At 70.9% G+C, this 25,362-nt stretch carries 20 protein-coding genes and 2 tRNA genes; 8 read left to right on the forward strand and 14 right to left on the reverse strand.

Annotated elements, in window-relative coordinates; genetic code table 11:
- Window positions 1-45: 45 nt before the first annotated feature.
- Together AC3EUV_RS10505 and AC3EUV_RS10510 are read right to left on the reverse strand one after the other, a co-directional pair.
- A tRNA-Arg gene (locus AC3EUV_RS10505) sits at window positions 46-118 on the reverse strand.
- A gap of 636 nt (window positions 119-754) precedes the next feature.
- Window positions 755-845 (reverse strand) — tRNA-Ser (locus tag AC3EUV_RS10510).
- A gap of 236 nt (window positions 846-1,081) precedes the next feature.
- On the opposite strand from AC3EUV_RS10510, the gene AC3EUV_RS10515 reads away from it, so the two are divergent.
- Together AC3EUV_RS10515 and AC3EUV_RS10520 are read left to right on the forward strand one after the other, a co-directional pair.
- The gene (locus tag AC3EUV_RS10515; RefSeq protein WP_432144116.1) at window positions 1,082-1,876 is read left to right on the forward strand and encodes an SSI family serine proteinase inhibitor; all 795 of its coding nucleotides are present in this window, start codon (window positions 1,082-1,084) and stop codon (window positions 1,874-1,876) included.
- A 193-nt stretch (window positions 1,877-2,069) separates the two neighbouring features.
- The gene (locus AC3EUV_RS10520) at window positions 2,070-6,488 is read left to right on the forward strand and encodes a response regulator (protein ID WP_435602716.1); all 4,419 of its coding nucleotides are present in this window, start codon (window positions 2,070-2,072) and stop codon (window positions 6,486-6,488) included.
- A gap of 39 nt (window positions 6,489-6,527) precedes the next feature.
- Here the strand turns inward: AC3EUV_RS10520 and AC3EUV_RS10525 are convergent, their stop codons facing one another.
- Window positions 6,528-8,177: a long-chain fatty acid--CoA ligase gene (locus AC3EUV_RS10525; protein ID WP_435602717.1), complete on the reverse strand. Its 1,650-nt coding sequence runs from the start codon at window positions 8,175-8,177 to the stop codon at window positions 6,528-6,530.
- A gap of 331 nt (window positions 8,178-8,508) precedes the next feature.
- Here AC3EUV_RS10525 and AC3EUV_RS10530 point away from each other — a divergent pair, with 331 nt between their 5' ends.
- The gene (locus tag AC3EUV_RS10530; protein WP_432144119.1) at window positions 8,509-8,748 is read left to right on the forward strand and encodes a hypothetical protein; all 240 of its coding nucleotides are present in this window, start codon (window positions 8,509-8,511) and stop codon (window positions 8,746-8,748) included.
- Between the two features lie 38 nt (window positions 8,749-8,786).
- Here AC3EUV_RS10530 and AC3EUV_RS10535 read toward each other — a convergent pair whose 3' ends face one another.
- Window positions 8,787-10,616, reverse strand: a complete 1,830-nt coding sequence (locus AC3EUV_RS10535; RefSeq protein WP_435602718.1) for a SpoIIE family protein phosphatase — start codon at window positions 10,614-10,616, stop codon at window positions 8,787-8,789.
- A 159-nt stretch (window positions 10,617-10,775) separates the two neighbouring features.
- Here AC3EUV_RS10535 and AC3EUV_RS10540 point away from each other — a divergent pair, with 159 nt between their 5' ends.
- Window positions 10,776-15,167: a HAMP domain-containing protein gene (locus AC3EUV_RS10540; protein ID WP_435602719.1), complete on the forward strand. Its 4,392-nt coding sequence runs from the start codon at window positions 10,776-10,778 to the stop codon at window positions 15,165-15,167.
- Window positions 15,164-15,976, forward strand: a complete 813-nt coding sequence (locus tag AC3EUV_RS10545; protein WP_432144122.1) for a response regulator — start codon at window positions 15,164-15,166, stop codon at window positions 15,974-15,976. The genes AC3EUV_RS10540 and AC3EUV_RS10545 overlap by 4 nt, the downstream gene beginning before the upstream one ends.
- A gap of 72 nt (window positions 15,977-16,048) precedes the next feature.
- Here the strand turns inward: AC3EUV_RS10545 and AC3EUV_RS10550 are convergent, their stop codons facing one another.
- The 6 genes from AC3EUV_RS10550 to AC3EUV_RS10575 form a co-directional block, all read right to left on the reverse strand.
- Window positions 16,049-16,231 (reverse strand): hypothetical protein, encoded by a 183-nt coding sequence (locus AC3EUV_RS10550; RefSeq protein ID WP_386687667.1) that lies wholly within the window; start codon window positions 16,229-16,231, stop codon window positions 16,049-16,051.
- A 17-nt stretch (window positions 16,232-16,248) separates the two neighbouring features.
- The gene (locus AC3EUV_RS10555) at window positions 16,249-16,608 is read right to left on the reverse strand and encodes a hypothetical protein (protein WP_432144123.1); all 360 of its coding nucleotides are present in this window, start codon (window positions 16,606-16,608) and stop codon (window positions 16,249-16,251) included.
- Between the two features lie 249 nt (window positions 16,609-16,857).
- Entirely contained in the window at window positions 16,858-17,406 is a 549-nt protein-coding gene (locus tag AC3EUV_RS10560; protein WP_435602720.1) for a YciI family protein, read from the reverse strand.
- A 51-nt stretch (window positions 17,407-17,457) separates the two neighbouring features.
- A complete protein-coding gene (locus AC3EUV_RS10565) occupies window positions 17,458-18,045 on the reverse strand; it encodes a Uma2 family endonuclease (RefSeq protein WP_432144125.1) in 588 nt (195 codons plus the stop codon).
- A 75-nt stretch (window positions 18,046-18,120) separates the two neighbouring features.
- Complete coding sequence (locus tag AC3EUV_RS10570) at window positions 18,121-19,098, reverse strand: helix-turn-helix domain-containing protein (protein ID WP_435602721.1); 978 nt, start codon at window positions 19,096-19,098, stop codon at window positions 18,121-18,123.
- A 305-nt stretch (window positions 19,099-19,403) separates the two neighbouring features.
- Window positions 19,404-19,817 (reverse strand): ATP-binding protein, encoded by a 414-nt coding sequence (locus AC3EUV_RS10575; protein WP_435602722.1) that lies wholly within the window; start codon window positions 19,815-19,817, stop codon window positions 19,404-19,406.
- A 111-nt stretch (window positions 19,818-19,928) separates the two neighbouring features.
- Between AC3EUV_RS10575 and AC3EUV_RS10580 the strand changes: the two genes are divergently transcribed.
- Window positions 19,929-20,783 carry a helix-turn-helix domain-containing protein gene (locus tag AC3EUV_RS10580; protein WP_432144128.1) on the forward strand — a complete coding sequence of 285 codons (855 nt, stop codon included), beginning with the start codon at window positions 19,929-19,931 and terminating at the stop codon, window positions 20,781-20,783.
- The gene (locus AC3EUV_RS10585; protein WP_432144129.1) at window positions 20,774-21,043 is read left to right on the forward strand and encodes a DUF397 domain-containing protein; all 270 of its coding nucleotides are present in this window, start codon (window positions 20,774-20,776) and stop codon (window positions 21,041-21,043) included. Before AC3EUV_RS10580 ends, AC3EUV_RS10585 begins: the two co-directional genes overlap by 10 nt.
- A gap of 503 nt (window positions 21,044-21,546) precedes the next feature.
- Here AC3EUV_RS10585 and AC3EUV_RS10590 read toward each other — a convergent pair.
- Together AC3EUV_RS10590 and AC3EUV_RS10595 are read right to left on the reverse strand one after the other, a co-directional pair.
- The gene (locus tag AC3EUV_RS10590; protein WP_435602723.1) at window positions 21,547-22,008 is read right to left on the reverse strand and encodes a mycothiol transferase; all 462 of its coding nucleotides are present in this window, start codon (window positions 22,006-22,008) and stop codon (window positions 21,547-21,549) included.
- Window positions 22,009-22,067: 59 nt separating this feature from the next.
- Window positions 22,068-22,439: a cupin domain-containing protein gene (locus tag AC3EUV_RS10595; RefSeq protein ID WP_435602724.1), complete on the reverse strand. Its 372-nt coding sequence runs from the start codon at window positions 22,437-22,439 to the stop codon at window positions 22,068-22,070.
- Window positions 22,440-22,488: 49 nt separating this feature from the next.
- Here AC3EUV_RS10595 and AC3EUV_RS10600 point away from each other — a divergent pair, with 49 nt between their 5' ends.
- Entirely contained in the window at window positions 22,489-23,307 is an 819-nt protein-coding gene (locus AC3EUV_RS10600; RefSeq protein ID WP_435602725.1) for a helix-turn-helix domain-containing protein, read from the forward strand.
- On the opposite strand, the gene AC3EUV_RS10605 is transcribed toward AC3EUV_RS10600, so the two are convergent.
- Both AC3EUV_RS10605 and AC3EUV_RS10610 read right to left on the reverse strand, forming a co-directional pair.
- Window positions 23,288-24,487, reverse strand: coding sequence for a methyltransferase domain-containing protein (locus AC3EUV_RS10605; RefSeq protein WP_435602726.1), 1,200 nt, complete (start codon window positions 24,485-24,487; stop codon window positions 23,288-23,290). The genes AC3EUV_RS10600 and AC3EUV_RS10605 overlap by 20 nt on opposite strands.
- Window positions 24,488-24,709: 222 nt before the next feature.
- Window positions 24,710-25,246 (reverse strand): SigE family RNA polymerase sigma factor, encoded by a 537-nt coding sequence (locus AC3EUV_RS10610; RefSeq protein ID WP_432144135.1) that lies wholly within the window; start codon window positions 25,244-25,246, stop codon window positions 24,710-24,712.
- Between the last annotated feature and the right edge of the window lie 116 nt (window positions 25,247-25,362).

A 25,362-nucleotide genomic window follows, 5' to 3' on the forward strand; every position in this document is an offset into this window, starting at 1 on the left:
ACAAAGCCCCCGTCCGGATTACCCGGCGGGGGCTTTGACCTGCTGTGCGCTCGGCAGGATTCGAACCTGCAACCTTCTGATCCGTAGTCAGATGCTCTATCCGTTAAGCTACGAGCGCTTGGCTTTCCGGCGGTTTTTCTTGCCGGTCGGCGTTGCGGGAACAACATTACATGACCTGCGGCGTGAGGCGAAATCCATTGCCCGCAACCCCTCTGACCTGCGGAAACGGCCTTGTGCTGGGGGTTGGGAGGTTTCTCGGGCCGGGGGGAGTCCTCGGTGATCCGGGCGAAGTTCGGGTGGGTGTAGTGGTCTTCGGAGAGGTCCGGGGCGATGCCCTCGCGCATTTCTGTGGGGTAGGGCCTCGTAGGCCATTCCGGGGGACGTCGAGTTCGGCGCCGACTGTGACGGGGGCCACTTACGGGGCCGGGTCAGGTGGCTGAGCCGGGTCAGGTGGCTCAGAGGTCCGGGGTGATGTGCAGGGTGATGGCCTCCCGGGCGAGGGGGGCCGGCGGCTCGTCCGCGCCGCTGGTCACCGGGAGCCTCGGCCGCCCGGTAGGCACCCCCGCCGCCGGGACCCGTACGAACCCGGCCCCGCAGCCCGCCCCGCCTCGCCAGGGGCCACCACGCAGCTGTGCCGGGCCGAGTCAGGTCTGGCGCGGCCCGGCCGGTCGGCCTCGGCGGGCGTCCGGAGACGGTCCTCCCGAAACGCGTTCAGGCCCCGGTCTCGGGAGACCGGGGCCTGAACGAAGAGGAGCGGAGGCGGAGGGATTTGAACCCTCGATGGGGGGTAAGCCCCAAACCGCATTAGCAGTGCGGCGCCATAGACCGGACTAGGCGACGCCTCCACACACCCCACGCGCGCACGCTGTGGTGTGTCCAGATGATGGCACAGCTCCAAGGGCTGTCACCAATCGCCCCCTACGGTACTAGGCGCGTGGGCCACCCGGCAAAGACGTTTTTGCAGCGCAACGTCGGGGGCCGCAGCGCGTTAGAGGTGTCGGGGCCGCGACGACTTGCGTTGTCGTGCGCCCCCGGCGTGTACGTACCGCGTACCGCCCCGCACTCGCCTCTGGAGCCTGTGATGCCGTATCGCCGGACGTCGTCCTTCCTCACCGCGGCCGCCACCGCTGCCATGACCGCCACCACGGCCGTGGCCCGTCTCTCCGCCGCCACCACGGCCGTGTCGCGGCGTTCCGCCGCCACCACCGCTTCCGCCGCCGTGTCCGTCGTCTCCGCCGCCGCTGTGCTGGCCCTGGCGGTGCCCGCCGCGGTGGCCGCCCCCATTCCGCTGCCGCATGTCCGGGCCGGGGACGGCGTCATCGGTGCCGGGCACCACGCCCCCACCCCCGCCGCCAAGCCCCTCGCAATGGGCCGTCCGCTCCCGGTCGGCCGCCCCCTCCCGGTCGGCCACCACTCCGCAGCCGGTCGGCCCGCTCCGGAGGACCACCCCGCCCCGGCCGACCACCCCTCAACCACCGACCTCCACTCCCCCACCAACCACCTCCCGCCCACCGACCAAGCCCCCACCACCCCCCACCCCGGTGTCATCGATCACCTCACCGTGACTGTGCGTGGCAGCGGGTCGGTGCGGGAGGACGGGACGTTTGAGCTGTACTGCCATCCGGCGCGGGGTACGCACCGGCATGCCAAGAAGGCTTGCGCGAAGCTGGACGGGATGACGCGGTGGGGGCGGGATCCGTTCGCGCCGGTGCCGCAGGGGGCCAACTGCACGATGATTTACGGCGGGCCGGCCACCGCGCATATCACCGGGACCTGGGCGGGGCGGCCCGTCAACGCGGATTTCCGGCGCACCAATGGGTGTGAGATCAGCCGCTGGAGCAGCTTCGAACCCCTGCTCCCGTCGACCAGTTCATGACCCGGTTCATGCCCTAGTAGCGGGCCAGGTCAGGACGATGGGGCACATGTCGGGCGTGCGGCGAGTCGCACACGGCCGTGGCATTACCTCCTCGTCATCCGCCTCCGCGTCCCGGGCAAGTGCCCGTAGACTCCATCCCAGCGATCCGCCGCGGTGGGTCGGCAAGGTGCGGTAACAGGGAGGAAGCGTCGTCGTGAGCAGCAGGCCATCCCGAGGCGCTGCTCGCCTCGCAGCCATACTCGACGCCCTCCCCGACGCGCTGTTGCTCGTCAACTGCAACGGCACGGTCGTCAACGCCAACACCATCGCGCTGGAGACCTTCGAGGCGCCGGGCACGGCCCTGGTGGGGCGCGGGCTGCTCGATCTGCTGCCGTCCTTCGACTCCAAGCGGATCCCGGGGTCCATGCGGCGCCGGGACGAGGAGGAGGAACGTACCCGGACGAAGCCGACGCGGATGGTCGCGCGGCGGACGGACGGGACGGAGCTGCTGGTCGAGGTGACCAGCGCCAATCTGGAGGACGGGCGGACCCCGTACGAGTCGGCCTTCGAGGCGGCGTACGCCGATCACCGGAACGGCTATACGGGCAATGAGCTGCTGATGCTCGTCGTCCGGGATCTGACCGGGACGCTGGACACCGAGACCGAGCTGGCCCGGCAGCAGCGGCAGACCGAGATGATTCTGCGGGCCGCGGCCGAGGGTGTGGTCGGGGTCGACGCCGACGGCAAGGTCGTGCTCGTCAATCCGTCCGCGGCGCAGATCCTCGGCTACCGGGCGAGTGAGCTGGGCGGCAAGGAGCTGCATCCGCTGATCCACCACTCGCGGGCCGACGGTTCGGCGCTCCCGTGGGAGGACACCCCGCTGGCCGACACGCTCAAGTCGGGGCGCAAGCACCGGGTGCGCGGGCAGGCGCTGTGGGCGAAGGACGGCCGGGCGGTGTCCGTCGATCTGACGACGGCGCCGGTGCGGGACGGCGATCAGCTCGTCGGCGCGGTGATGACCTTCACCGACCGCCGGGCGTTCGACGCGCTGGCGGCCCGGCACACCCAGCTGCTGGCGGTGCTCGAGCAGGCGCTGCGCGGGCCGCTGGAGGAGCTGAAGGGCGAGCTGGGGACGCTCGCGTCCGACCCGGCGGGCCAGCTCTGGCCCGAGGCGAACCAGATCCTGCACCACCTCGCGGCGGGCCATGCCCGGATGACGACGCTGGTGGACAACGTACTGAGCTATCAGCGGCTGGACTCCGGCAAGGAGAAGCTCAACCGCACGAAGGTTTCGCTGGACGGCGTGGTCGCGGCCGGTGTGGAGGGCGCGATCGAGCTGATCGGTCCGGGCCGGGCGCAGTTCGCGGTGCATGCGCCGCCGATAGAGGCGACGGTCGACGCGGAGCGGATCGCGCAGGCGCTGTCGCATCTGATCGCGGATGTCGCGGGGGTCGATTCGACGGGGCGGATGCCGGCCGGTGAGGCTGCCGTGGGCGGGCGTTCGGGGCCGGTCCCGGGCGATTCGACGATCGTGGTGGCGGCGGCCAAGCGCGGTGATGTCGTACGGATCGAGGTGCGCGGCCCGTATGGCGGCGGCGACCCGGTGCATGAGCCGATCGTCCGCGGCATCATGCGGCAGCACGGTGGGCTGATGCAGACGCACGAGGTGCCCGGTGGCGGGCCCGGTGCGGGCGGCAGCGCGTATGTGCTGGAGCTGCCGGTGGCGGGCGACGACATGGCCCCGGACGGGGCGACGGCCGGGGCAGAGGCGCCGACCGGCAACGAGACGACGGTGATGCCGGTACCGGCGGCCCGTGCGCGCGGCACCCAGGGCGACGCGGCGGACGCGGGCGCGGCCAGCGGCGGCCAGGGGCCGGACGACGAAGGACACGAGGGCGGCGAGGGGCCGTCCGGTGGTGACGGTGGGCCGGGCGGTTCCGGTGGGTCCGGTGCGCCGCTCGGTGGCGGTGGTGCCGCGGCCGGCGCCGTGGTGCCGGAGCAGACGGGCGGGGCGCAGCCGACCGGTCGTCGGCGGGCGCGGCGCTCGGGTGCGGAGCAGGGCGCGCTTCCGGGCGGCCCGGAGGCCGGGGCACCGGAGGCCGGGGTGCCGCACGGTGCCGTCGGCGAGGGCGCGCAGGGTGCCCAGGGCGGGGCCGTTACGGACGGCCGAGGGCTGCCGCCCGGTATGGCGGGGGCCGAGGCCGTACCGCCGACGGGACGGCGCCGGGCCCGGCAGGGCGCGACGGAGGGCGGCGGACTGCCCGCGCTCCCTTCCGGGGCGAGCACGGCTCCGGAGCAGCCGCACGGGCCCGCGGCGCGACCGCAGGGCCAAACGCCTCAGGGGCCAACACCCCAGGGCCAAACGTCGCAGAGCCAAACACCCCAGGGTCCGACACCGCAGGGCCAGGGACCGGCGGCCGGTCCGCAGGGGCCCGCGGCGCCGTCGGCCAACGCGGCGCCGTCTGCCAACGGGGCGGCGCCGGTGCCGGCCCCCGCGTCGGCACCCGGCCGGCCGAGCCCGCAGATTCCAGGTCAGAGCCCGGCTCCGGGGCAGACTCCGGCGCCGGGCCGGCCGCATGTTCCGGGGCAGGCCACGGGCCCCGGCCAGACCCCGCCCCCGGGCCCCCAGGGGCTCGCCCCCGTGCAGGCGGGTGGCCGACGGGCGCGCCGGGCGCTGGCCGAGGCGCCCGAGCGGACCGCCCCGGGTGAGCGCAACGGGGCGGCCGCGGCCTCCCAGCAGCCGGCCGGTGCGCGTACCGCCTTCGCGCTGCCGCCCGCCGCCGCGGACCGGACCCCGGAGTCGTCGGTGCCGGCGCTGCCCGCGACCGCCGACCAGGTGCCCGCGCAGTCGGCCGGTCCGCAGGAGGGCGCCGGTACGGGCCGCCGCCGGGCGCGTCGGCCGGTGGCCGGTGGCCCGGACGCGGCCGTTTCCGGCGGGCAGCCGACACCCGAAGCAGGCGTCAGCTCCGGTGCGCCGCAAGAGGAGTGGGACGGCGAACCGACCGGCAGACGGCGGGCCAGGCGGGCCGCGGCCGAGGAGCGCGCGGCGGCCGCGATGGCCGACGCCGAGTCGTCCGGCACCTTCGTCGCGGGCCCGGAGGGGCTGGTGGCGCAGCCCACCGAACCGGCCGAGGCGACGGGTACGGCCGGTGGCACGGCGCCGGGTATCGCCCCCACGCCGGAGGCCGCTGCCGCCCAGGCGCCCGTTGCGCCACAGCCGCCCCATGCGCCTGCCGCGCCGCAGCCGTCCCCCGCACCCGTCACGCCGCAGCCGGACCCTGCACCCGTCACGCCGCAGCCGGACCCTGCACCCGTCGCGCCGCAGGACCCGCAGAGCCCGCCGGCCCCCACCGGCCGCCGTCGGGGCCGTCCCAGCCCCGCCGAGGAGGCCGCGGGCCCGCCGCCCGTGCCGCAGCAGGGCGGGCCCGCCGCCGCGCACCGGCAGCCGCTGCCGCCGGCCGCCGAGGACGACGGGCATGCCGCGGGGCACTCCCAGGGGCGGGCGATCAGCGTGCGGACGCTCGGGCAGGGTGTGCCGTTCGCCCAGCAGATCGCCGATCAGCAGCGTCCGCCGTTGCCACCCGGCAGCACCCCGCCGGGCGGTACGTCCGCCGGTTCGGGCCGCCGCCGTAAGCTCGCCGCGCCGCCGGAGGACCGGCGCGCGGCGGGTGCCGAGTCCCTGCCGGCCGAGGCGCCCGCGCCCCCCGGCGCCCCGCAGCCCAAGCCGCCGGCCCCGGCCCAGCCGCAGCCCCAGCCGCAGCCGCAGCCGCATCTGATGGATGCCGGCGAGGGGCGGGCCTTTGCGATCTCCGCGCCCGATGAGGGCAGCGAGGGTCCCGAGCCGCTGGACGGTCCGAACGGCGCCATAGAGGTGATGGACCGTCAGCCGATGCCGATGGACGACGAGTTGCCGCCGGAGCCGCTGGACAATCCGCGTCGGCTGCTGGTCTGGCCGGCGCCGGATGTCGCCACTCAGCAGGCGCTGAGCGACCGCGGCTACCGCCCGGTGATCGTCAACTCCCGCGAGGAAGTGGACGCCCAGATCGCCGCGTACCCGGCGGCGCTCTTCGTCGACCCCCTGACGGGGCCGATCACCCGTACCGCGCTTCAGTCGCTGCGTCAGGCGGCGGGCGCGGCCGAGGTCCCTGTCCTGGTGACCGCCGGCCTGGGGCAGGCCACCCGGGAGGCCGCTTACGGTGCCGACCCGGCCGTGCTGCTCAAGGCGCTGGCCCCCCGGGACAGTGAGCAGCACCCGCCGCGGGTGCTGCTGATCGAGCAGAACGACGACATCGCGGGCGCCCTGACCATGTCGCTGGAGCGGCGCGGGATGCAGGTCGCACGGGCCGGTGCGGATGCCGACGCGGTCACCCTGGCGACACAGATGCGGCCGAATCTGGTCGTGATGGATCTGATGCAGGTGCGGCGCCGCCGGGCCGGCATCGTCGACTGGCTGCGCGCCAACGGGCTGCTCGACCACACGCCGCTGGTCGTCTACACCTCCGCCGACATGGACCCTGCGCAGCTGCCCCGGCTGGCGGCCGGCGAGACGGTGCTCTTCCTGGCGGAGCGCTCCACCAGCGCCGAGGTGCAGGCCCGGATCGTCGACCTGCTCGCCAAGATCGGCACGAACTGACCTGTGGGGGCCCGGACCGCCGGGCCCCCAGGGGATGGCCTAGGCCAGCAGCGTCACGTCCAGCTCGCCCTCCGCGTACTGCTTGCGCAGCACCTTCTTGTCGAACTTGCCCACGCTGGTCTTGGGCACCGCCGGGATCACCGCCCACCGCTCCGGCAGCTGCCAGCGCGCGATCCGCTCGCCGAGGAACGCCTTCAGCTCCTCGTAGCCGATGGTCGCGCCGTCGTTGAGCACCACCGTCGCCAGCGGCCGCTCGCCCCACTTGTCGTCCGGGACGGCGACCACCGCGGCCTCCACGACGTGCGGGTGCGCCATCAGATGGTTCTCCAGCTCGACCGAGGAGATCCATTCGCCGCCGGACTTGATGACGTCCTTGGCGCGGTCGGTCAGCGTGAGATAGCCGTTCGGGGTGATGGTGCCGACATCGCCGGTGCGCAGCCAGCCGTCGTGGCTGAACTTGTCCTCGGGGCGCAGCGGGTCGCCCTGTGCGCCGCCGTAGTAGGCGCCCGCGATCCACGGCCCGCGGACCTCCAGTTCGCCCGCGGACCGGCCGTCGCAGGGCAGCTGCTCGCCGTCCGGGCCGATCAGCCGGGCCTCGACGGAGGCGGGGAACCGGCCTTGGGTGGCGCGGTAGGCCCACTCCTCGTCGCCGCTGACCCCGGCCGGCGGGTGGGAGACGCTGCCGAGCGGGGAGGTCTCGGTCATGCCCCAGGCGTGTACGACGCGGATGCCGTGCCGCTCCTCGAAGCCGCGCATCAGGGCGGGCGGGCAGGCGGAGCCGCCGATGACGACCGTGTGGAGGCAGGCGACATCCCGCTGCTTGGCGTCCAGTTCGGCGAGCAGGCCCTGCCAGATGGTGGGGACGGCGGCGCCGATGGTGGGCCGGACGGTCTCGATCATCTCGGCGAGCGGCGCGGGCTGGAGGAAGCGGTCCGGCATCAGCAGCGAGGCACCGGCCATGAACGCGGCGTGCGGCAGGCCCCAGGCGTTGACGTGGAACATCGGCACGACCGGCAGGGTGATGTCGCGGGAGCTGAGCGCGAACGCCTCGGCGGTGTTGACCTGCATCGAGTGCAGATAGAGCGAACGGTGGCTGTAGAGGACACCCTTGGGATCGCCGGTGGTCCCGGAGGTGTAGCAGAGCGCCGCGGCCTCCCGCTCGTCGATCTCCGGCCAGGCGTAGCTCTCCGGGCGGCCGGCGATCAGCTCTTCGTAGTGGTGCACCCGGGCCTGCGCGCCGTCGAGGACGGACCGGTCGCCGGGGCCCGCGACGACGATGTGGCGGAGGTTCGGCAGCTGCGGGAGGAGCGGGGCGAGCAGCGGGAGCAGGGTGCCGTTGACGAGCACGACCCGGTCCTCGGCGTGGTTGATGATCCACACCAGCTGCTCGGCGGGCAGCCGCAGATTGAGGGTGTGCAGCACCGCCCCCATGGCGGGGATGGCGAGATATGCCTCCATGTGTTCCGCGTTGTTCCACATGAGCGTGCCGACCCGTTCCTCGCCGGCCACGGACAGCTCGTCGCGCAGCGCATGGGCGAGCTGGGCGGCCCGGCGGCCGACCTCGGCGAAGGTGCGCCGGTGCGGGTCCCCCTCGGTCCAGGTGATGACCTGCGATTCACCGTGAACCGTCGACCCGTGGGTCAGGATTCGCGAGACGGTGAGCGGTACGTCCTGCATCGTGCTCAGCACCGGGTGCCTCCGCTGTGTACGGGCGGGTAGTGGTGCTGAGATTGTCGACGCATACCGCTTGGTATGTCACGCCCTTGGGGGTGTGTTCTTGCCCGCTCATGGAGGCATATGGGGCGGGGTACGGGGCGGGCTGCGGCGGCCCGGCCGCAGTTTTCCGGCGCCGCCCCCGCGCCCGGCGGCCCCTCCCCGTTCCCCCAGGTCAAAGGCCGGGCAGCCGCCGTTCACCCGGAGGGATGGCCCTTACGGCACGTTGCTTGTGCGGTGTCCGGACGGAGCAGCACGCTGACGAGCGTCCGGTTTCCCCGGTTTCCTCTTCTGACAGGAGCGTCTTATGCGCCCCCACCTCGGCCGTTGCCTCGTCCTTGCCGCCCTGGGCGGTGTCGGTGTGCTCGCCTGCGGCACCGCTCAGGCGGCACCCGCGGCCGCCCCGGCCCCCCGGGCCGCCGTCGACGGCCCCTCCCTCGGCCGCCCGCTGTTCGGCGGGCAGTTGGACACCGTCGCCGGGCTGGGCGGGGGCGTGATCTCCGGTGGCGGGCGGCCGGTGGCCACCCAGGCCGGCGCCGGGCGGTGAGGCGCTGACCGCCGGCCACCGGCGGGCCGGCCGGCCGCTCACGGGCGCCGATCGGCCACCGGGGTCACCGCCTGGAGGACCAGCACCGACAGATCGTCCTCGACGGGTCCGGTGCCGAAGTCGTGCGCGGCGCGCCGGACATGCTCGGCAAGGGCCTTGGCGCCCAGCCCCGTGCCGTCCCGCAGCACCTCGATCAGACCGTCGTTGTCATCCAACTGCCAGTTGCCGCAGCGGCGTTCGGTGACCCCGTCGGTCACGCACAGCAGCGTCTCCCCCGGGGCGAGGCCGAAGGAGCTGGCCTGGAATTCGGTGCCCTCGTCGATGCCGAGCAGCATCTGGGGGTCGGAGGCCGCCTCGACCCGGCCGTCGACGAACATGTGCAGCGGCGGCGGATGGCCGGCGGTGGCGACCGTACAGCGGGCCCCGGGAGTGCCCGGATCGACCTCCAGCTCGCCGTACAGCAGGCTCAGGAAACGGGAGCTGGCCTGCTCGCCACCGAGCTCCACCGCCTCCGCGCTCTCCTCGGCCATGGCCAGATTCAGCCTGCCGAGCACCGACTCGACGCCGTGCCCCTCGCGGGCCAGCAGCCGCACCAGATGGCGGGCCAGGCCGGTGACGGACATCGCCTCCGGGTCCTTGCCCTGGACGTCGCCGAGCAGGAAGCACCAGCGCCGGTCGCCCATCGGGAAGACGTCGTAGAAGTCGCCGCCGACGGTCTGGCCCTCGCCGTGCGGCTCGTAGACGATCGCCGTGTCGATGCCGGGGATGCTGGCGAGCGTCGCGGGCAGCTGCCGCCGCTGGAGCGCCAGGCTGATCGTGGTCTGCCGGGTGTACTGGCGGGCGGTGAGCACGGCCTGGGCGACGCGGCGGGCGACATCCTCGACCATCCGCACCACGGTGTCGGTCATCTGGAGGTGTCCGGCCCGGCCGAGCAGCAGCATGCCCTGGTCACTGTCCCGGGCGACCAGCGGGAAGGCCAGCGCGGACCCGCCCGAGGAGCTGGCACCGGCGCATTCCGGCCAGGGCCAGGGGGTCCCGGCGGTGCGGATGAGGTCGGCCGGCGGGTCCACCTCCAGGTCGGCGCGGAGCGGAGCGATCCGCCGCTCATCGACATGCCAGACCCGGGAGAGCTCCATCGTGCCGCTTTCGTTGGTCAGCCAGATCGCGCACCAGTCGGCGAGCCGGGGCACCAGCAGCTGGGCGGCGAGCGCAGTGACCATGTCCTGGTCGAGCTGCCCGGCCAGCAGTTCGCTGGTCTCGGCGAGGAAGGACGGGCCGCCGCGGTCGGCCCACTCGGCGGCGTAGCCGTGCGTACGGGGGCGCTGGGCGACGGGCTGGGCCGGCCGCGCCGGAGTAGGCGCGGCGGCGCGCGCCTCGGGCCGGGGCACGGAGCCGGTCACGCCCGGCCGGCCCTCGGTGGCCTCCAGCCGGAACCACACGGTCTTGACCGACTTGCGGTAGGTCACGCCCCACGATTCCGCCAGCGCGCTCACCAGCTGAAGGCCGTACCCCGGCTCGCCGGTGCGGGCGTCCACCCCTCCGCGTACGCGCCGGGCCGGGTGGCGGTCGGAGACCTCCATGACCAGGCCCAGCTTGGCCCGGCGGCGCTCCCCGTCGCCCTCGGCGGGCTCCTGCTCGTGCTCCAGCCGGCAGGTCACATCGATCTCGGTACCGGCGTACATCACCGCGTTGGTGACCAGCTCGCTGGTGAGCAGGACGGCGTCGTGGATGAGCTCCGCGCTGATCGCTGCCGAGCCGGGGCCCGCGGTGGCGGGTGGTGCCGCGGCCCGTTCGGTGAGCAGCGCGCGCACGAACTTGCGTGCGCCGGCGGCCGCGAGCTGATTCGCGGGCAGACCTTTCCGGGACACGGATTCCGTCGTGTGCGGGGAGGACAGCGGTACCACTGCGGCCCCTGGATATGCCGGGAAAAAGTGATTACGAGCGCTTTATACTATGTCATAACTGCCCAAATGGATCACTCTGCCCGATGGGATTTCCCCGCTTCGATCACTGGGGGATGGTGTGCCATGGCGCTCGACCCCGCCCGGCCCGAGCCTCCCGAGCCCGCTCAGCCCTCTGAACCGTCCGAACCGTCCGCCGAGCGGTCCGGGCCCGCCACGTACGTCCGGCCCGTTCCGCCCGCGCCCCCGCCCGACGGCCAGTGGGTACGCACGAGTGAGCTGCGACCGCTGCTCGCGGCGATGAACGCGGTACGCGACGGGGACTTCACCACGCGTGTGGAGAGCGTGCCGACCGACGACTCCACCGAAGGGGTGCTGGCCGACATGGCCGGCGCCTTCAACCAGATCATCGCCCGTAACGCCCATCTCGCCTCCGAGCTGAAACGCGTCCGCGGCGAGATCATCCGGCAGGGCCGGCTGGACGAGCGGATCTCCGCGAGCCCCGGCCAGGGGACCTGGACGACGAATATCGAGGCGGCCAACACCGTGCTCGAAGCGCTGGTGGTCCCGCTGGCCAAGGCCACCCGGGTGCTGGACGCGGTGGCCGACGGCGATCTGACCCAGCGGGTCGATCTGCACGACGGCAACCGCGAGCTGCGCGGCGATCTGCGCCGCCTGGGCAACGGCGTGAACCGCATGGTCGACCAGCTGTCGCTGTTCACCGGCGAGGTCACCCGGGTCGCCCGCGAGGTCGGCACCGAAGGCCGGCTCGGCGGCCGGGCCAAGGTCCAGGGGCTGTCCGGCGACTGGCTGCATGTGACCGAGGCGGTCAACACCATGGCGTCCCGGCTGACGGCGCAGGTGCGCGACATCGCCGTGGTCACCACCGCGGTGGCCACCGGCGACCTGACCCAGCAGGTGACGGTCGAGGCGACCGGCGAGCTGCTGGAGCTCAAGCTCACCGTCAACAAGATGGTGGACCAGCTGCGGGCGTTCGCCGACGAGGTCACCCGCGTCGCCCGCGAGGTCGGCACCGAAGGCCAGCTGGGCGGCCGGGCGCAGGTCAGGGGCGTCTCCGGGGTCTGGAAAGACCTCACCGACAACGTGAACTTCATGGCGTCCAACCTGACCTGGCAGGTCCGCAACATCGCCCAGGTGACCACGGCCGTGGCCAACGGCGACCTGAGCCAGAAGATCACCGTGGACGCCCGGGGCGAGATCCTGGAGCTGAAGTCGACGATCAACACCATGGTCGACCAGCTCTCCGCCTTCGCCGACGAGGTCACCCGCGTCGCCCGCGAGGTCGGCACGGACGGCCAGCTCGGCGGCCGGGCACAGGTCAGGGGCGTATCCGGCGTCTGGAAAGACCTCACCGAGAGCGTCAACTTCATGGCGGACAACCTGACGTCCCAGGTCCGCAACATCGCACTGGTCGCCACCGCCGTCGCGGAGGGCGACCTCGGCAAGACGATCACCGTCGAGGCCAAGGGCGAGATCCTGGAGCTGAAGTCGACGATCAACACCATGGTCGACCAGCTCTCCGCCTTCGCCGACGAGGTCACCCGCGTCGCCCGCGAGGTCGGCACCGAAGGCAACCTGGGCGGCCAGGCGCAGGTCAGGGGCGTATCCGGGGTCTGGAAAGACCTGACCGAGAGCGTCAACTCCATGGCGCTCAACCTGACGTCCCAGGTCCGCAACATCGCCCAGGTGACCACGGCCGTGGCCAACGGCGATCTGTCCAAGAAGATCGACGTGGACGCCCGGGGCGAGGTCCTGGAGCTGAAGGACACCGTCAACACGATGGTCCAGCAGCTGCGGGCCTTCGCGGACGAGGTCACCCGCGTCGCCCGCGAGGTCGGCACCGAGGGCCGGCTCGGCGGCCGGGCGCAGGTCCACGGCGTCTCCGGCGTCTGGAAGAACCTCACCGACAACGTCAACTTCATGGCGGACAACCTGACCTCCCAGGTCCGCAACATCGCCCAGGTCGCCACCGCGGTCGCCAAGGGCGATCTGTCCAAGAAGATCGACGTGGACGCCCGCGGCGAGATCCTGGAGCTGAAGACGACGATCAACACGATGGTCGACACCCTGTCCTCGTTCTCGTCCGAGGTGACCCGGGTGGCCCGCGAGGTCGGCAGTGAGGGCCAGCTCGGCGGGCAGGCCCGGGTCGAGGGCGTCTACGGCACCTGGAAGCGGCTGACCACCAGCGTCAATGAGCTGGCGCTGAATCTGACCACCCAGGTCCGGGCGATCGCCGAGGTGGCCAGCGCGGTCACCCAGGGCGATATGTCCGGCTCGATCACCGTCGACGCCCAGGGCGAGGTCGCCGCACTGAAGAACAACATCAACCTGATGGTCGCCAACCTCCGCGAGACCACCCGCGCCAAGGACTGGCTGGAGTCCAACCTGGCCCGTATCGCCAGCCTGATGCAGGGGCACCGCGACCTGGTCGAGGTCGCGGACCTGATCCTGCGCGAGCTGACCCCGCTGGTGAACGCGCAGTTCGGCGCGTTCTTCCTGGCCGAGGCGGGCGCCGAGCCGGGCGAGGGCCTGGAGCTGATCGCCGGTTACGGCACCGGCCAGCCCGAGGGCCGCCGTTCCCTGCCGCGGCTGCGGCTGGGCACCCCCGGCTGGGGCCTGATCACTCAGTCCGCCATGGAGAAGAAGCGCATCGTCGTCGAGGCCGTCCCGCCGGACTACATCACCATCAGCTCCGGACTCGGCGCCTCGGCCCCGGCCAGCATCGTCATCCTGCCCGTCCTCTTCGAGGACCAGGTGCTCGGCGTCATCGAGCTGGCCTCGTTCAGCCGGTTCAGCGAGGTCCACCTCGCCTTCATCGACCAGTTCGTGAACACCATCGGCGTCTCGATCAACACCATCATCGCCAACTCCCGTACGGAATCCCTGCTTTCGGAATCCCAGCGGCTGACCGCCGAACTCCGGCAGCGCTCCGACGAACTCCAGCTGACGAACGCCGAGTTGGAGGAGAAGGCGGCTCTGCTCGCGACCTCTTCCCAGTACAAGTCGGAATTCCTGGCGAATATGTCGCACGAGCTGCGCACCCCGCTGAATTCCCTGCTGGTGCTCTCCCGGCTGCTCGCCGACAACCCCGACGGCCGGCTTTCCCCGCAGGAGGTGGAGTTCGCCGTCACCATCCACCGCGCGGGCTCCGACCTGCTCCAGCTCATCAACGACATCCTCGATCTGTCGAAGATCGAGGCCGGCCGGATGGATGTGCACCCCAAGACCCTGCCGCTGATCAAACTGCTCGACTACGTCCGCGCCACCTTCCGGCCGCTCACCGTCGACCGCGGTCTCAGCTTCGACGTCACGGTCGGCGAGAACGTCCCCAGGGAACTGTTCTCCGACGAACAGCGCCTCCAGCAGATCCTGCGCAATCTGCTGTCCAACGCGGTGAAGTTCACCTCCTCCGGCGGCGTGGAACTCATCGTCCAGCGCGTTCCGGGCACGGACTTCGAGGAGGAATCCCTGCGGACCGCCGACAACGTCATCGCCCTTTCCGTCAAGGACACCGGGATCGGTATCTCGCCGGAGAAACTCGACGGCATCTTCGAGGCGTTCCAGCAGTCCGACGGCACCACCAACCGCAAATACGGCGGCACCGGCCTCGGCCTGTCCATCAGCCGCGATATGGCCGCACTGCTCGGCGGCCGGATCATCGCCGAGAGCGAGCCGGGCGTCGGCTCCACCTTCACCCTGTACGTGCCCGCGCGCTATACGGGCCCGTTCCCCGCCCCGAGCCCCACCGCCGCCACCCGCCCCGCGGACAGCACCGCCCAGTCCGGCCCCGTCCTGGCCGAACAGCTCACGGCCAAGCCCGAACCGCAGCGGACCGCGCCGACCGGTGACCTCTTCCCCACCCCGGTGGAGCAGGAGTTGACCTCCCCCGCAGACGGGCGCTCTCCCGACGGCGGCGCCGTCACCTGGCCCGAGACCACCCGCCTCAAGGACTGGCTCAGCGGACGCGCCGGCGAGGTGCTGGCCAAGCGCCGGATCCTCATCGTCGACGACGACATCCGCAATGTCTTCGCACTCACGCACGTATTGGGCCGGATCGGTATCAGCGTGAAGTACGCGGAAAACGGCCGTGAGGGCCTGGAAGTCCTCGACCGGACACCGGATGTCTCGCTGGTGCTGATGGACATCATGATGCCGGAAATGGACGGCTACGAGATGATCAAGGCGATCCGGCACGCGCCTCGATTCGCCGACCTGCCGGTGATCGCCCTCACCGCGAAGGCCATGCCCGGGGACCGGGAAAAGGCGATCGAGAGCGGGGCCAATGACTACATCCCCAAACCGGTCGATGTGGACCGGCTGCTGTCGGTGATCTGCCGCCTTCTCGACCCGGAGCACGGTGAACCGTCGCCGCACGCCGAGCCCGTTGACGCCGAGCCTGTTCACCCCGATATCCCCCATGCCGCCGAAAGCAGCGATGACGTCGGCCAAGACGACCAGGGAACGACGGGAACGACGGGGCAGGGGCAGGAATCATGACGACCGCACCCGACACCTCACCCAGCATCCTCATCGTCGACGACATGGAGGAGAACCTCGTCGCGCTGGAGGCCGTGCTGAGCTCCCTCACCCAGAAAGTGGTCCGTGCGCGATCCGGCGAAGAGGCCCTCAAGGCCATGCTCCGCGAGGAATTCGCGGTGGTGCTCATCGACGTGATGATGCCGGGCATGAACGGCTTCGAGACCGCCGCCAACATCAAGGGCCTCGACCAGACCAAGGACGTCCCGATCATTCTCCTCACCGGCGCCTCGGTCGACCCGAACTACGCCTATCGCGGCTACACGGTCGGTGCCGCCGACTTCCTCATCAAGCCCTTCGATCCCTGGTTGCTGCGCACCAAGGTGAACGTCTTCCTGGAGTTGCACCGCAAGAACCGCCAGCTGGCCGCCCAGGCCGAGCAGTTGAAACGCCTGCTGACCTCGGACGAACAGCCCCGCGGCGAGGGCGCACCGGCCGCCGCGGGGGCGCCGGGTGCCGCGCCCGCACACCCGCCCGCGACGACGGTGTCGGCCCCGGCCGCCCCGCCGCCGGCGGAAACCGAAGGCACCCGGGAGGCCGAAGCCAAGCCCGCCGAAAGCCAGGAATTCCGGGCGCAGTCCGAGCCCATGCCCCCGCCCGTTTCCCCCGGTGCCGGCGACGCCTCCCGGCTGGCGGACATCGCCGGCCAGCTCGCCGAGGTGGAACTCCTCCTGCGCGATGCCCAGGGCACCGACAAGGAACGCCTGGCCGACCGCATCGCGGAATTGGAACAGGCGGTGGGCAGGCTCCTGGTGAGCCGGGGTACCTGAAACCCCGTTCCGCACAGCAGTGCCGGCGGCGCCCGGTGGACACCGCCGACACAATATGCAACACCAAGAACGCTACGCTTCCGGACCTTCTTGGGCGCTCTTGCCCCGGATCCCCGGAACCTTGTTGACAGTAAAGGCGTACATTCCCCCGAGGACGAATATCGCCAGATACTGAGCCCAGGTGATGTCATCGAGCACGCTGTTCACCGCGACGACCACACCGGCCCAGAGAAGAGTGAATACGATCTTGGCCATCAGGATGTCCTAAGCCGTCAGGCGAGCGACGCGAGGCAGCCGGTGGCTCCGGCGACCACGGTCTTCTTCGCGATGTCCGAGGCCACGTCCTTGCTGACGTAGCGGCCGACGACCAGCGCGCCGGCTCCGCCGATCGCCCCCTTGATCAGGCAGTCCTTCACCATCTTGTGCATCTTGGTGTGGTTCATGAGGTAGGCGCAGTCGTCCTCGCTCTTGGACATGGTGCACATCGAACGGGCTTCTTCGATGGGGTTCACCATGCTCGACTGAACCGCGGGCCGCGGGTCCGACTCGGCGTGGGCCACTCCGGCGCCACTGGCGAGGACGATGCCTCCCACCATGACGGCCGACATCGCACCCGAGACAAGGCTCTTCATTGAATTTCCCCGATTCAACGTTCTTATGCGGCGCGGTATGGGTCAGATACCGCGCTCTCTTTGCCACTCACAAACGTAGTTGCCGATATGCGCTCGGGGAAACCCTGTTGAGCCGATCTTGAGGTTGACGATTTTGTGAAACTTGCACGCGGCAATCGATGTTCATTTTTCGGCCGACTGATACGCAATGTCCAAATATCTACGGACGCGGGAGAAATTGCGGCCGCAGCGGCCCGGGGCTCCGGCCGCTCACGACCGGCCGCCGAACTGCCAGTTGTGCACGTCGATATCGGCGTACCGGTCCGGCGTCAGGACGGCGCGCGCCGCGTCCGCGTCCGGCGCCCGGACCAGCGCCGCCGTGCCCAGCCAGGCGGCCCCGTCGTCGGACAGCAGCGGCCCGTACGCGATCAACTCGTCCCGCCCGGGCGGCACATCGAGGTCAGCGGCCGGTCCGGCGCCGAGGCCGAGCACCAGATACCGGTTGCCGCCGGTCTCACCACCAGGGAAGTCCCACATGGTGCGCCCCAGTGTGTTGTGCCACCGCCGCAGCATCACCTCGCGGTACACACCCGCTTGGTAGCCGGGCTCGCCAAAGGCGAACGCGCGGGCGGCGGCCGGATCCGGCAGGTCGACTATGTGCACACTGCCGGTGGGCATCTCGCCGTCGCCGGCCATGGTCGGGCCACGGGCGATCATCTCCGCCCCGTACCCGTCCATATAGGACCAGTGCTCTTCCAGCAGCTCCTCACGCAGCGCCAGGGAGTCGGACCGGTCGCGGTGGTAACAGAAGAATTCCATGCCCGCAGTCTTCAATACCCCGCACGCCTTCGCACGGGCGTTTCAGCGTGGCTACGGGTAACGCGGCAGGTCCTGCGTCGTGATGGTCCAGTCCCCGATGGTCACGTCCTCGCCGTAGACGAACTCCTTACGGGTCGCATAACGGGGGCCGCTCGGCGTCGGATGGATGTCGGTGAGCACCGCGCCCGAGCCGCTACGCGGGTCAAAGATCACGTACACAGGAACGCCCAGCAGCGGATAGTCGCGCATCTTGCTCACCCAGTCGTTGTCCGGGTTGGAGCGGGAAACCACTTCGATGGCGGCGATGAGTGTGCGTGGGTCGAAGGACCCCTCGACTTCCATGTCCGCCTCGGCGATCACCATCACGTCAGGATGGCGCATGATGCCCTCGGCCTGGCATTCCACGTCGGGGGTCCCCGTGTGGGCCACCAGTTCCTCAGGCATCACCTTCTCCAGGCGCTTTCGGACACGCAGCGTGGTGAGCTCATGAGGCCCGGCAGGCGCCATCATGTCGTGAACGATTCCTTCCTTCGTGATCTCGAATTTGCCCGGAAGGGTGTCGTCCATGGACTGAACGAACTCCCGCATGGCCTGGTACAGAAGGGCGTCCCGTCGCGCGTCGTCGGGGGCCATGGTCATGGCGCTCGCTCCTTGTCTCTGTCGATCTCTGTCGGCATTTCTGCCGACGTGCCGGCCGGAGTCCTCGGCTTCATGCTAAGCCGCACCCCGCTCCGCCGCCGGGTTGCGGCAGTCGCGGCACCGGCCCGGGGTGGGAGCACGGAAGGCGCGCTCGCAGCCGTCGCAGGTCTGGAGCGGGGCCGGGCGGGCTCGGGTGGGAGCGGCCGGTGAGGTGGCCGCGAGGGGCGGCGGGAGCAGTTCTGTGAGGCGGTGGGCGAGCAGGGCCGCTGGGTGGCGCAGGGTGTCCGGGAGGCCGGTGGTGAGGGCTCTGCGTACGGCCTCCGGGGTGGCCCCCCGTTCCAGCCAGGCGGCGAGGGGCGGGGTGAGGCGGTGGATGTCCCGTACGGAGAGCAGGAGGCGGGGGTCGTCGCGGCGGAGGTTCGCCAGGAGGGCGGCGGCCGGGGGGTGGTGTGCGGGAGTCGCGGGCTCCGGCAGCCGTGGGGTGGACGGGGCTTGTGCCACGCGGGCGGGCGGCGACTGCCGTACCGGGGACGGGGACGGGGACGGGGACGAGGCAGGGAACGGGGCCGGAGCCGAGGTCGGAGCCGAGGACGGAGCCGGGGCCGGCGAAGGGGCGGGTGGCTCGACGGCGGTGCGGCGTTTGGACTCTGCGGCGGCCTCGCGGGCGCGGCGGGCGCGGGTGGCCTCCGGGTTGTTGTACGAGATCGTGCGGGTGACCATCCGCCCGTCGTCGGTGCGCTGCCGGACCCGTTCGAGGTAGCCGTACGCCTCCAACTCCCGTAAGGCGGCGGCGATCCGGTCCCGCCCCTCGGGGAAGCGCCCGGCCAGCGTACGGATGTCGACCGGCGCGCCCTCGGGCAGCGACTGGATGTACGCGGCGAGCCCGATCGCCAGGCCCGACAGCGAACGGTGCTGGGTGAGGTGATTGCCGACGATCGTGTAGCCGGGGTCCTGGAATTCGGTGACCTGGTGGACACCGGCCGGGTGCGGCGACGGCGATCGGCGAATCGCGTACTGAGCGCGCGCAGGCGCATTAGGCTTCTCTTCAGCCACGGGAAGGCTCTTCTTCCTCGGTGGTCAGGCCCTCGATCGGGATGCCAGTCCCGGCCGGGGGCCGTCGCATGTGTGCGGGTTTTTGGGGGTGTTGCTGCCGAGGGTGCATGGGCGGAGGCAGCGGAAGCGAGTCTTCCGGTCATGGATCACCCAAGCGAGTGACGGCGGGTGCGGCGGGCCGGGTCGGGCTGGGTGGGTTCGGTTTCTGTACCTGGGGTTATGGGTTCTTTTACGGGCCAAACCCCCGGCGCTCGGCACACCGAAGTCCGGGTTTCCGGCCGCCGGTTGACGGAAGCCCGGCCACCTCATCGGCCCCACACCGGCAGATCGAATTCCGCCCAGACCGTTTTGCAGGGGACCGGCCCCGGCGTGGTCCCCCAGCGGTCGGCGAGCGCGTCGACCACCAGCAGGCCGTGCCCCGAGTCCCGTACGCCCGGCACGTACCGCGCCGGAAGCCGGTCGCCGCGCGCATCCGTCACCTCGATACGGAGCGTGTCCGCGTCAGACAGCACGGCGAGCCGGAAGTCCCGGCCCGGTACCCGCCCGTGCGTGGCGGCGTTCGTGGCCAGCTCGGCGATCACATGGGCCGGGTCCTCGAACGACAGCCCCCAGGAGCGCATCTCCTCCGTCGCAAGCAGCCGCGCCAGCCGGGCGCCCCGGCGGGTGGCGGACAGCTGGACCCTGAACTGGAGCTTGTACACAGCGAATTCCTGATTCATGTCACTCAGCGTGGTCGTAGCTGCTTAGGCTGAATAGTGATGACGCCAGTACGCATGGTGATGTCCACGGGTTGTCCAGGGGCGTCCCGGCTGTCCAGGAGGTGGAACTGGATGAATGTTGACGGTGCGGAAGACGGGGGTTGGGAACTCGACCCGGACGACGACGCGCAGGCGGCCGTGGAGGCCGTCGGGCGCCAGCTCAAGATGTGGCGGGAGGCGGCGGGGCTGCGCCCGGCAGAGTTCGGGGCAGCCGTCGGGTACGGGGAGAACCTGATCTACAAGATCGAGCGTGGGGTGCGGATCCCGCGCCCGGAGTTCCTCGACAAGGCCGATGAGGTCTTAGGCGCAGGCGGCAAGGTCGCCGCGATGAAGAAGGACGTGGAGCGGGCCCGGTACCCGAAGAAGGTGCGGGACCTGACTCGGTGGGAGGCCGAAGCGGTCGAGCTGGGCGCGTACGGCAGCCACAACTTGCATGGACTGTTGCAGACCGAGGAGTACGCGCGGGCCCTGTTCGAAATGCGACGGCCCGCCTGGTCGCAAGACAAAGTGGACCGCGAGGTGGCCGCACGAGTCACCCGGCGGTCGATCTTCGATCGCGCACCCGCTCCTGCCCTCACATTCGTCCAGGAAGAGGTGACGCTTCGCCGCCCCCTCGGAGGCACAATGGTCCTGCGTCGACAGCTCGAACGCCTGTTGGATGTGGGCCAGTTGCGGAACGTCGAGATTCAGGTGATGCCGACGAACCGCGAAGACCATGCAGGAATGGGCGGCAGGATCCACTTGCTGAAGTTCGGAGACGGCTCGGTAGTAGGCCACTCCGAGGGGCAGTTCGGCAGTCGTCCGGTCTCGCACCCGAAGGAGATCCAGATCCTCGAGCTGCGCTACGGCACCATCCGGGCCCAGGCTCTCACGCCCCGGGAGTCACTGGCCTTCATCGAGAAATTGCTGGGAGAGACATGCCCCTGAAGCCCTCCGCCGGGACCGGCCCCGAGCTGTCATGGAGCAAGAGCAGCTACAGCGGTGACAGCGATAGCAACGAGTGCGTCGAGGTTGCCTGGTTCAAGAGCAGCTACAGCAACAGCAACGAACGTGACGACTGCCTCGAAGTCGCCCCCACCCCCTCCACCATCCACATCCGCGACTCCAAGAACCCCGACGGGCCGCAGCTGCACCTGCGGCCGTCCGCCTGGGCCGACTTCGTCGCGTACGCCGCCGACCGCCCGTAGGGGTGTCGTTCGGATCATGGCGGGCTCGCCATGATCCGAACAACACCCCTACGGGCCGGGCCAGGATGGATCCTGCCGCGAAGAACAGGTAACACATCAGGTGGTTCTACCGTGGTGCGCGTGAGTGCCGCAGCGCTACCTTCGCAGCCTGCTGACCACCGGATTTGCCGATGTCGGTAGATCAGAATACTGGCCGCACTTGTCGCCGCTCTAGGCATCGTTATCGCCCCGCTCCCTGCTGTATCCGCTTACGCGGACAGCGGAAGCAGTGGCCTCTCTGCTTCCATCAGCCCAAGGAACAATAGTGGCCTGAACCTTTCACATCCCGTGCCATATCTGTGTCAAGAGGCTACGGATCCGGTGTCCGGTAAATACCTGGACTGTGACCAAGTGGGGTCGGCGGGCCTCACACTTGAGGCTCCGGAAAATTTGAACGCTGCGGCGGAGGGACAGTTCACCATTGTCCCCACCTCCGACGGAACGTTCAATTTGCAGTTCACTGATCAAGAGAATGCGGTTTGCCTTGCCCCGGAGTCCGACAGGGCAACCACCGCGCCGTGTCCGACATCCGGGACGTGGACCTTGCAGCCGGCGAGCGAGGCGTCGACCACGGCCTGCTCGGCGACGGCTCCGTGGAAGTCCGCGTCGCGCGCGCCGTACAGCTTGGGCAGCGGGTCGCCGTCGGTGAACCAGTTGCGCCAGTCCCGTTCCGCCTCGGCGAGGTGCCGGATCAGGCCGAGCAACGACATCGTCGACGGCGGAACGGACCGGCGGGACAGCTGCTCCGGGTCCAGGCCCTCGCACTTCATCCGCAGGGTCATGCGGTAGCCCGACAGGAAGTTCTGGAGCGTGGCCGGCTCGCCTTCCGGCCCTGGGCCCTCGCTGTCGCGGGGATCGTCCTTGGGGTCGACCCACATGTCGGGGTAGACGGTTGCCTGGGTCCAGCGCTCGGGTTGGTCAGTCATGCGTCGCATGGTCCTGGGTGACGGCCCCGCCCGCCACTGAAATTCGCGGAACGGGGCTGTCAGGCCAGCGCTTCCGGGGCCTTGGTCCTCGGCCCACCCGCGTCACCCGTGTTGGCCGTGCCGGCCGGTTCGAGGAGCAGGATGGCGGTCTCCTCGTCGGCCACCGGGCAGTGCTCGACGCCCTGCGGGACCACGAACAGCTCGCCGGGCCCGAGCGTCACCTCGCCGCCCCTGAGCCGGAGGGTGAGCCGGCCGCTGAGGACCAGGAACAGTTCGTCGGTGTCGTCGTGCTTGTGCCAGACGAACTCGCCCTTCAGCTTGGCGAGTTTGACCTCGTAGTCGTTGAGCTGGGCGATCTTCTTCTGCGACCACAGGTCGCTGAACTGCGCGAGCTTGTCGGCGAGGTTCACGGGCACGGGCTGCTGGTTCATGCCTTGAGACTGCCGTGACCGGAAACCGGCGGTCTTGTACGTTCCTGGCATGACAGACGGCCCGCCCCGCACGACGGTCAGCGCCTGGCGCCCGTCCGTGCCGGGAATCGCCGAGGTCTTCCACGCGCACTTCACCGAGCACGCGTATCCGTCCCACACCCATGACACCTGGGCCCTGATGATCCTCAACGACGGGGCGGTCGACTTCGCCTGCGACCGTCACCGTCATGGCGCGACCGGCTCCGGCACGGTCGTCCTCCTGCCGCCCGGGGTCTCCCATGACGGCAGGACGGTCACCGCGAATGGCTTCCGCAAGCGGGTGCTCTACCTGGACACGAGCGTGCTCCCGGCAGAACTGACCGGCCGGGCGGTGGACGGCCCGGTCTTCGGCGACGATCTGCTGCGCCACCGCATCCACCAGCTGCACACGGCCCTCGGGCACCCGGGCGACGGATTCGAGGCGGAGTCCCGGCTGGCCTTCATCCGGGAGCGGCTGCACGGGCATCTGGACGCGCTGCGGCCGCCGCGTACACCGGGCCGGGAGGCGAACCGGCTGGCCGCCGCGCTGCGCGACCTGCTGGACTCCCGGCAGACGAGCGGCATGTCGCTGGAAGAGGCCGCCGGGCTCCTGCACGCCCACCCCACCCACCTGATCCGCTGCTTCAAACAGACCTACGGCCTGCCCCCGCACGCCTACCTGACCGGCAAGCGCATCGAACGGGCCCGTGGCCTCCTGCTCGACGGCCGACGCCCGGCGGAGGTCGCGGCCGCCGTGGGCTTCCACGATCAAGCCCATCTGCACCGGCACTTCACCCGGCATGTGGGGACGACGCCGGGGCGCTATGCGGTCACGCGACCGTCCCGTTGACGACGCTCACCTCATGGCGTGTGCTCCGGCCGTCCGGGGTGATGCGCAGCCGCTGCCGGTGCACGCCGGGGCGGCCGGCGGCCACGTACTCCGCGTACGCCTGGGCCACCTCGTCCCACAGCTTCCTCGCGCCGTACTGGGCGACCGCGAAGGCCGAGGTCTGCTGTCCGTCGTAGTCCACCCGGGCACAGCTGCCCGTCCGGCCGTCGGCCAGCCAGAGCCGCGTATGGGCGTCCGCCACCTCGGTGTCCCACACATGCCAGGCTCCCGGCACGCGGAGGCCGATGTACATCTGCGCATCGAGGTCGTTCCCGGCAACTGACCAGGGGGACAGTCCCGTCATGGACCGCTCGGGCTCCTGAGCCTCGGGCTGCTGGCCCTCGCGCTGCCGGCCCTCGCGCTCGCGCGGAATGACGGCGCGTAGCTCTGCGTCGACTTGTTGGGCGCGCAGGAGCATGAACGAGCCGTACGGGGCGAGCACACCCTCGGCGGTCCCGTCTGCCTGCTTCGTGGCGATGAGCGTCCCGAAGTTGCACCAGGGGGTGTCCCACGGGATGACGAGGAGGCCGCCGGTCACGGTCTGCTCCAGCCAGGGGAGCGGCACGGTGCGGACGGCGCAGGTGGCGATGATCCGGTCGTAGGGGGCGTTCGGGGGCCAGCCGCCCGCGCCGTCCGCGCACACCACGTGCGGCCGCTGCCCGCTGGCCTTCAGCCCCCGCTGTGCGCGGCGCGTCAGCTCGGGGTCGACGTCGAGCGAGGTCACGTTGTCGGCGCCGCAGAGGTAGGAGAGCAGGGCCGCGTTGAAGCCGGTGCCGGTACCGATCTCCAGCACCGCATGCTCCGGGCGTGTGTTGAGCACCATGAGCATCCGTACGACGACGCTGGGCATCGACGCGGAGGAGGACGGGGCACGGTGGCCGTCGGGGCTCTTGGCGAACTGGGTGACGAGAGGGGCGTCGCGGTAGGCCGCGCGCCACCAGCGGTCGGGGTCGCCCTCCCGGTCGCACGGCTCGTGGCCGCCGTTCCCGTCACGCAGCCACAGGGTGGGTGGCAGAAAGAGGTGGCGGGGTACGGCGCGCAGGGCGGCTTGCAGGTGAGCGGGGACGGGGTGGCCGAGCTGTCCGGCGATCTCGTCCAGCAGACCGGCGAGGGCTTCGTCGGGGTCCGGATGCGAGGTCAACGAGCTTGCTCGGGCTTCGGGGGCGGAGTCGGCTCCGGCTCCGGTGGGATCGGTCGGCCCGGCTGCTGCCCGTCATCTCCGATCGGACTGCGATGCTTGCCCACTTTGCCTCCTTCGCCTGGCTGTCAGAGCTACGGAGAGCGTATGACCGGCCGAAGAAGTGACGTAAGGGCGCAAAGGGTGCATGCGCGGGCGCGCCCGTTCGGGCGCCCTGCATCCGGATCAGGACGAGAGCATCGCCAGTTCCGGGTCTTCCCGGAGTTTGGCCAGGGCGCGGGAGACGGCGCTCTTGACCGTGCCGACGGAGACCTCCATGACCTCGGCGGTCTGGGCCTCGCTGAGGTCCTCGTAATACCTGAGGACGACCATGGCCCGCTGACGGGCGGGCAGTCGCATCACCGCGCGCCACATCGCGTCGCGCAGGCCCTGGAGTTCGGCCGGGTCGGGGACCGGGAGCGGCTCCGGCTCCGGGAGCTCGTCGACGGCGAATTCCTCGACCTTGCGCTTGCGCCACTGGGAGGTGCGGGTGTTGATCAGCGCGCGGCGGACGTAGCCGTCCAGGGCGCGGTGGTCCTCGATCCGGTCCCAGGCCACATAGGTCTTGGTCAGCGCCGTCTGGAGGAGGTCCTCGGCGTCGTTCGGGTTGGGAGACATCGACCGCGCGGCGCGCAGCAGGACCGGCCCCCGGGCCCGTACATAGGACGAGAACGTCGGGAACACAGCGGCGGTCGAAGCGCTGGTGCACACTGGCGTGGTCATGGGCACCACGCTAGGAGCGCGGGTGGGGTGAAGGGATCGCCCCCAGGTGCCGAAGCGCTATCCGTCTGAAGTTGTACGGGTAGGGCCTACCCCACCTCCTCTAGGGGGACGGTGAG

Source organism: Streptomyces sp. bgisy130 (genome assembly GCF_057708345.1).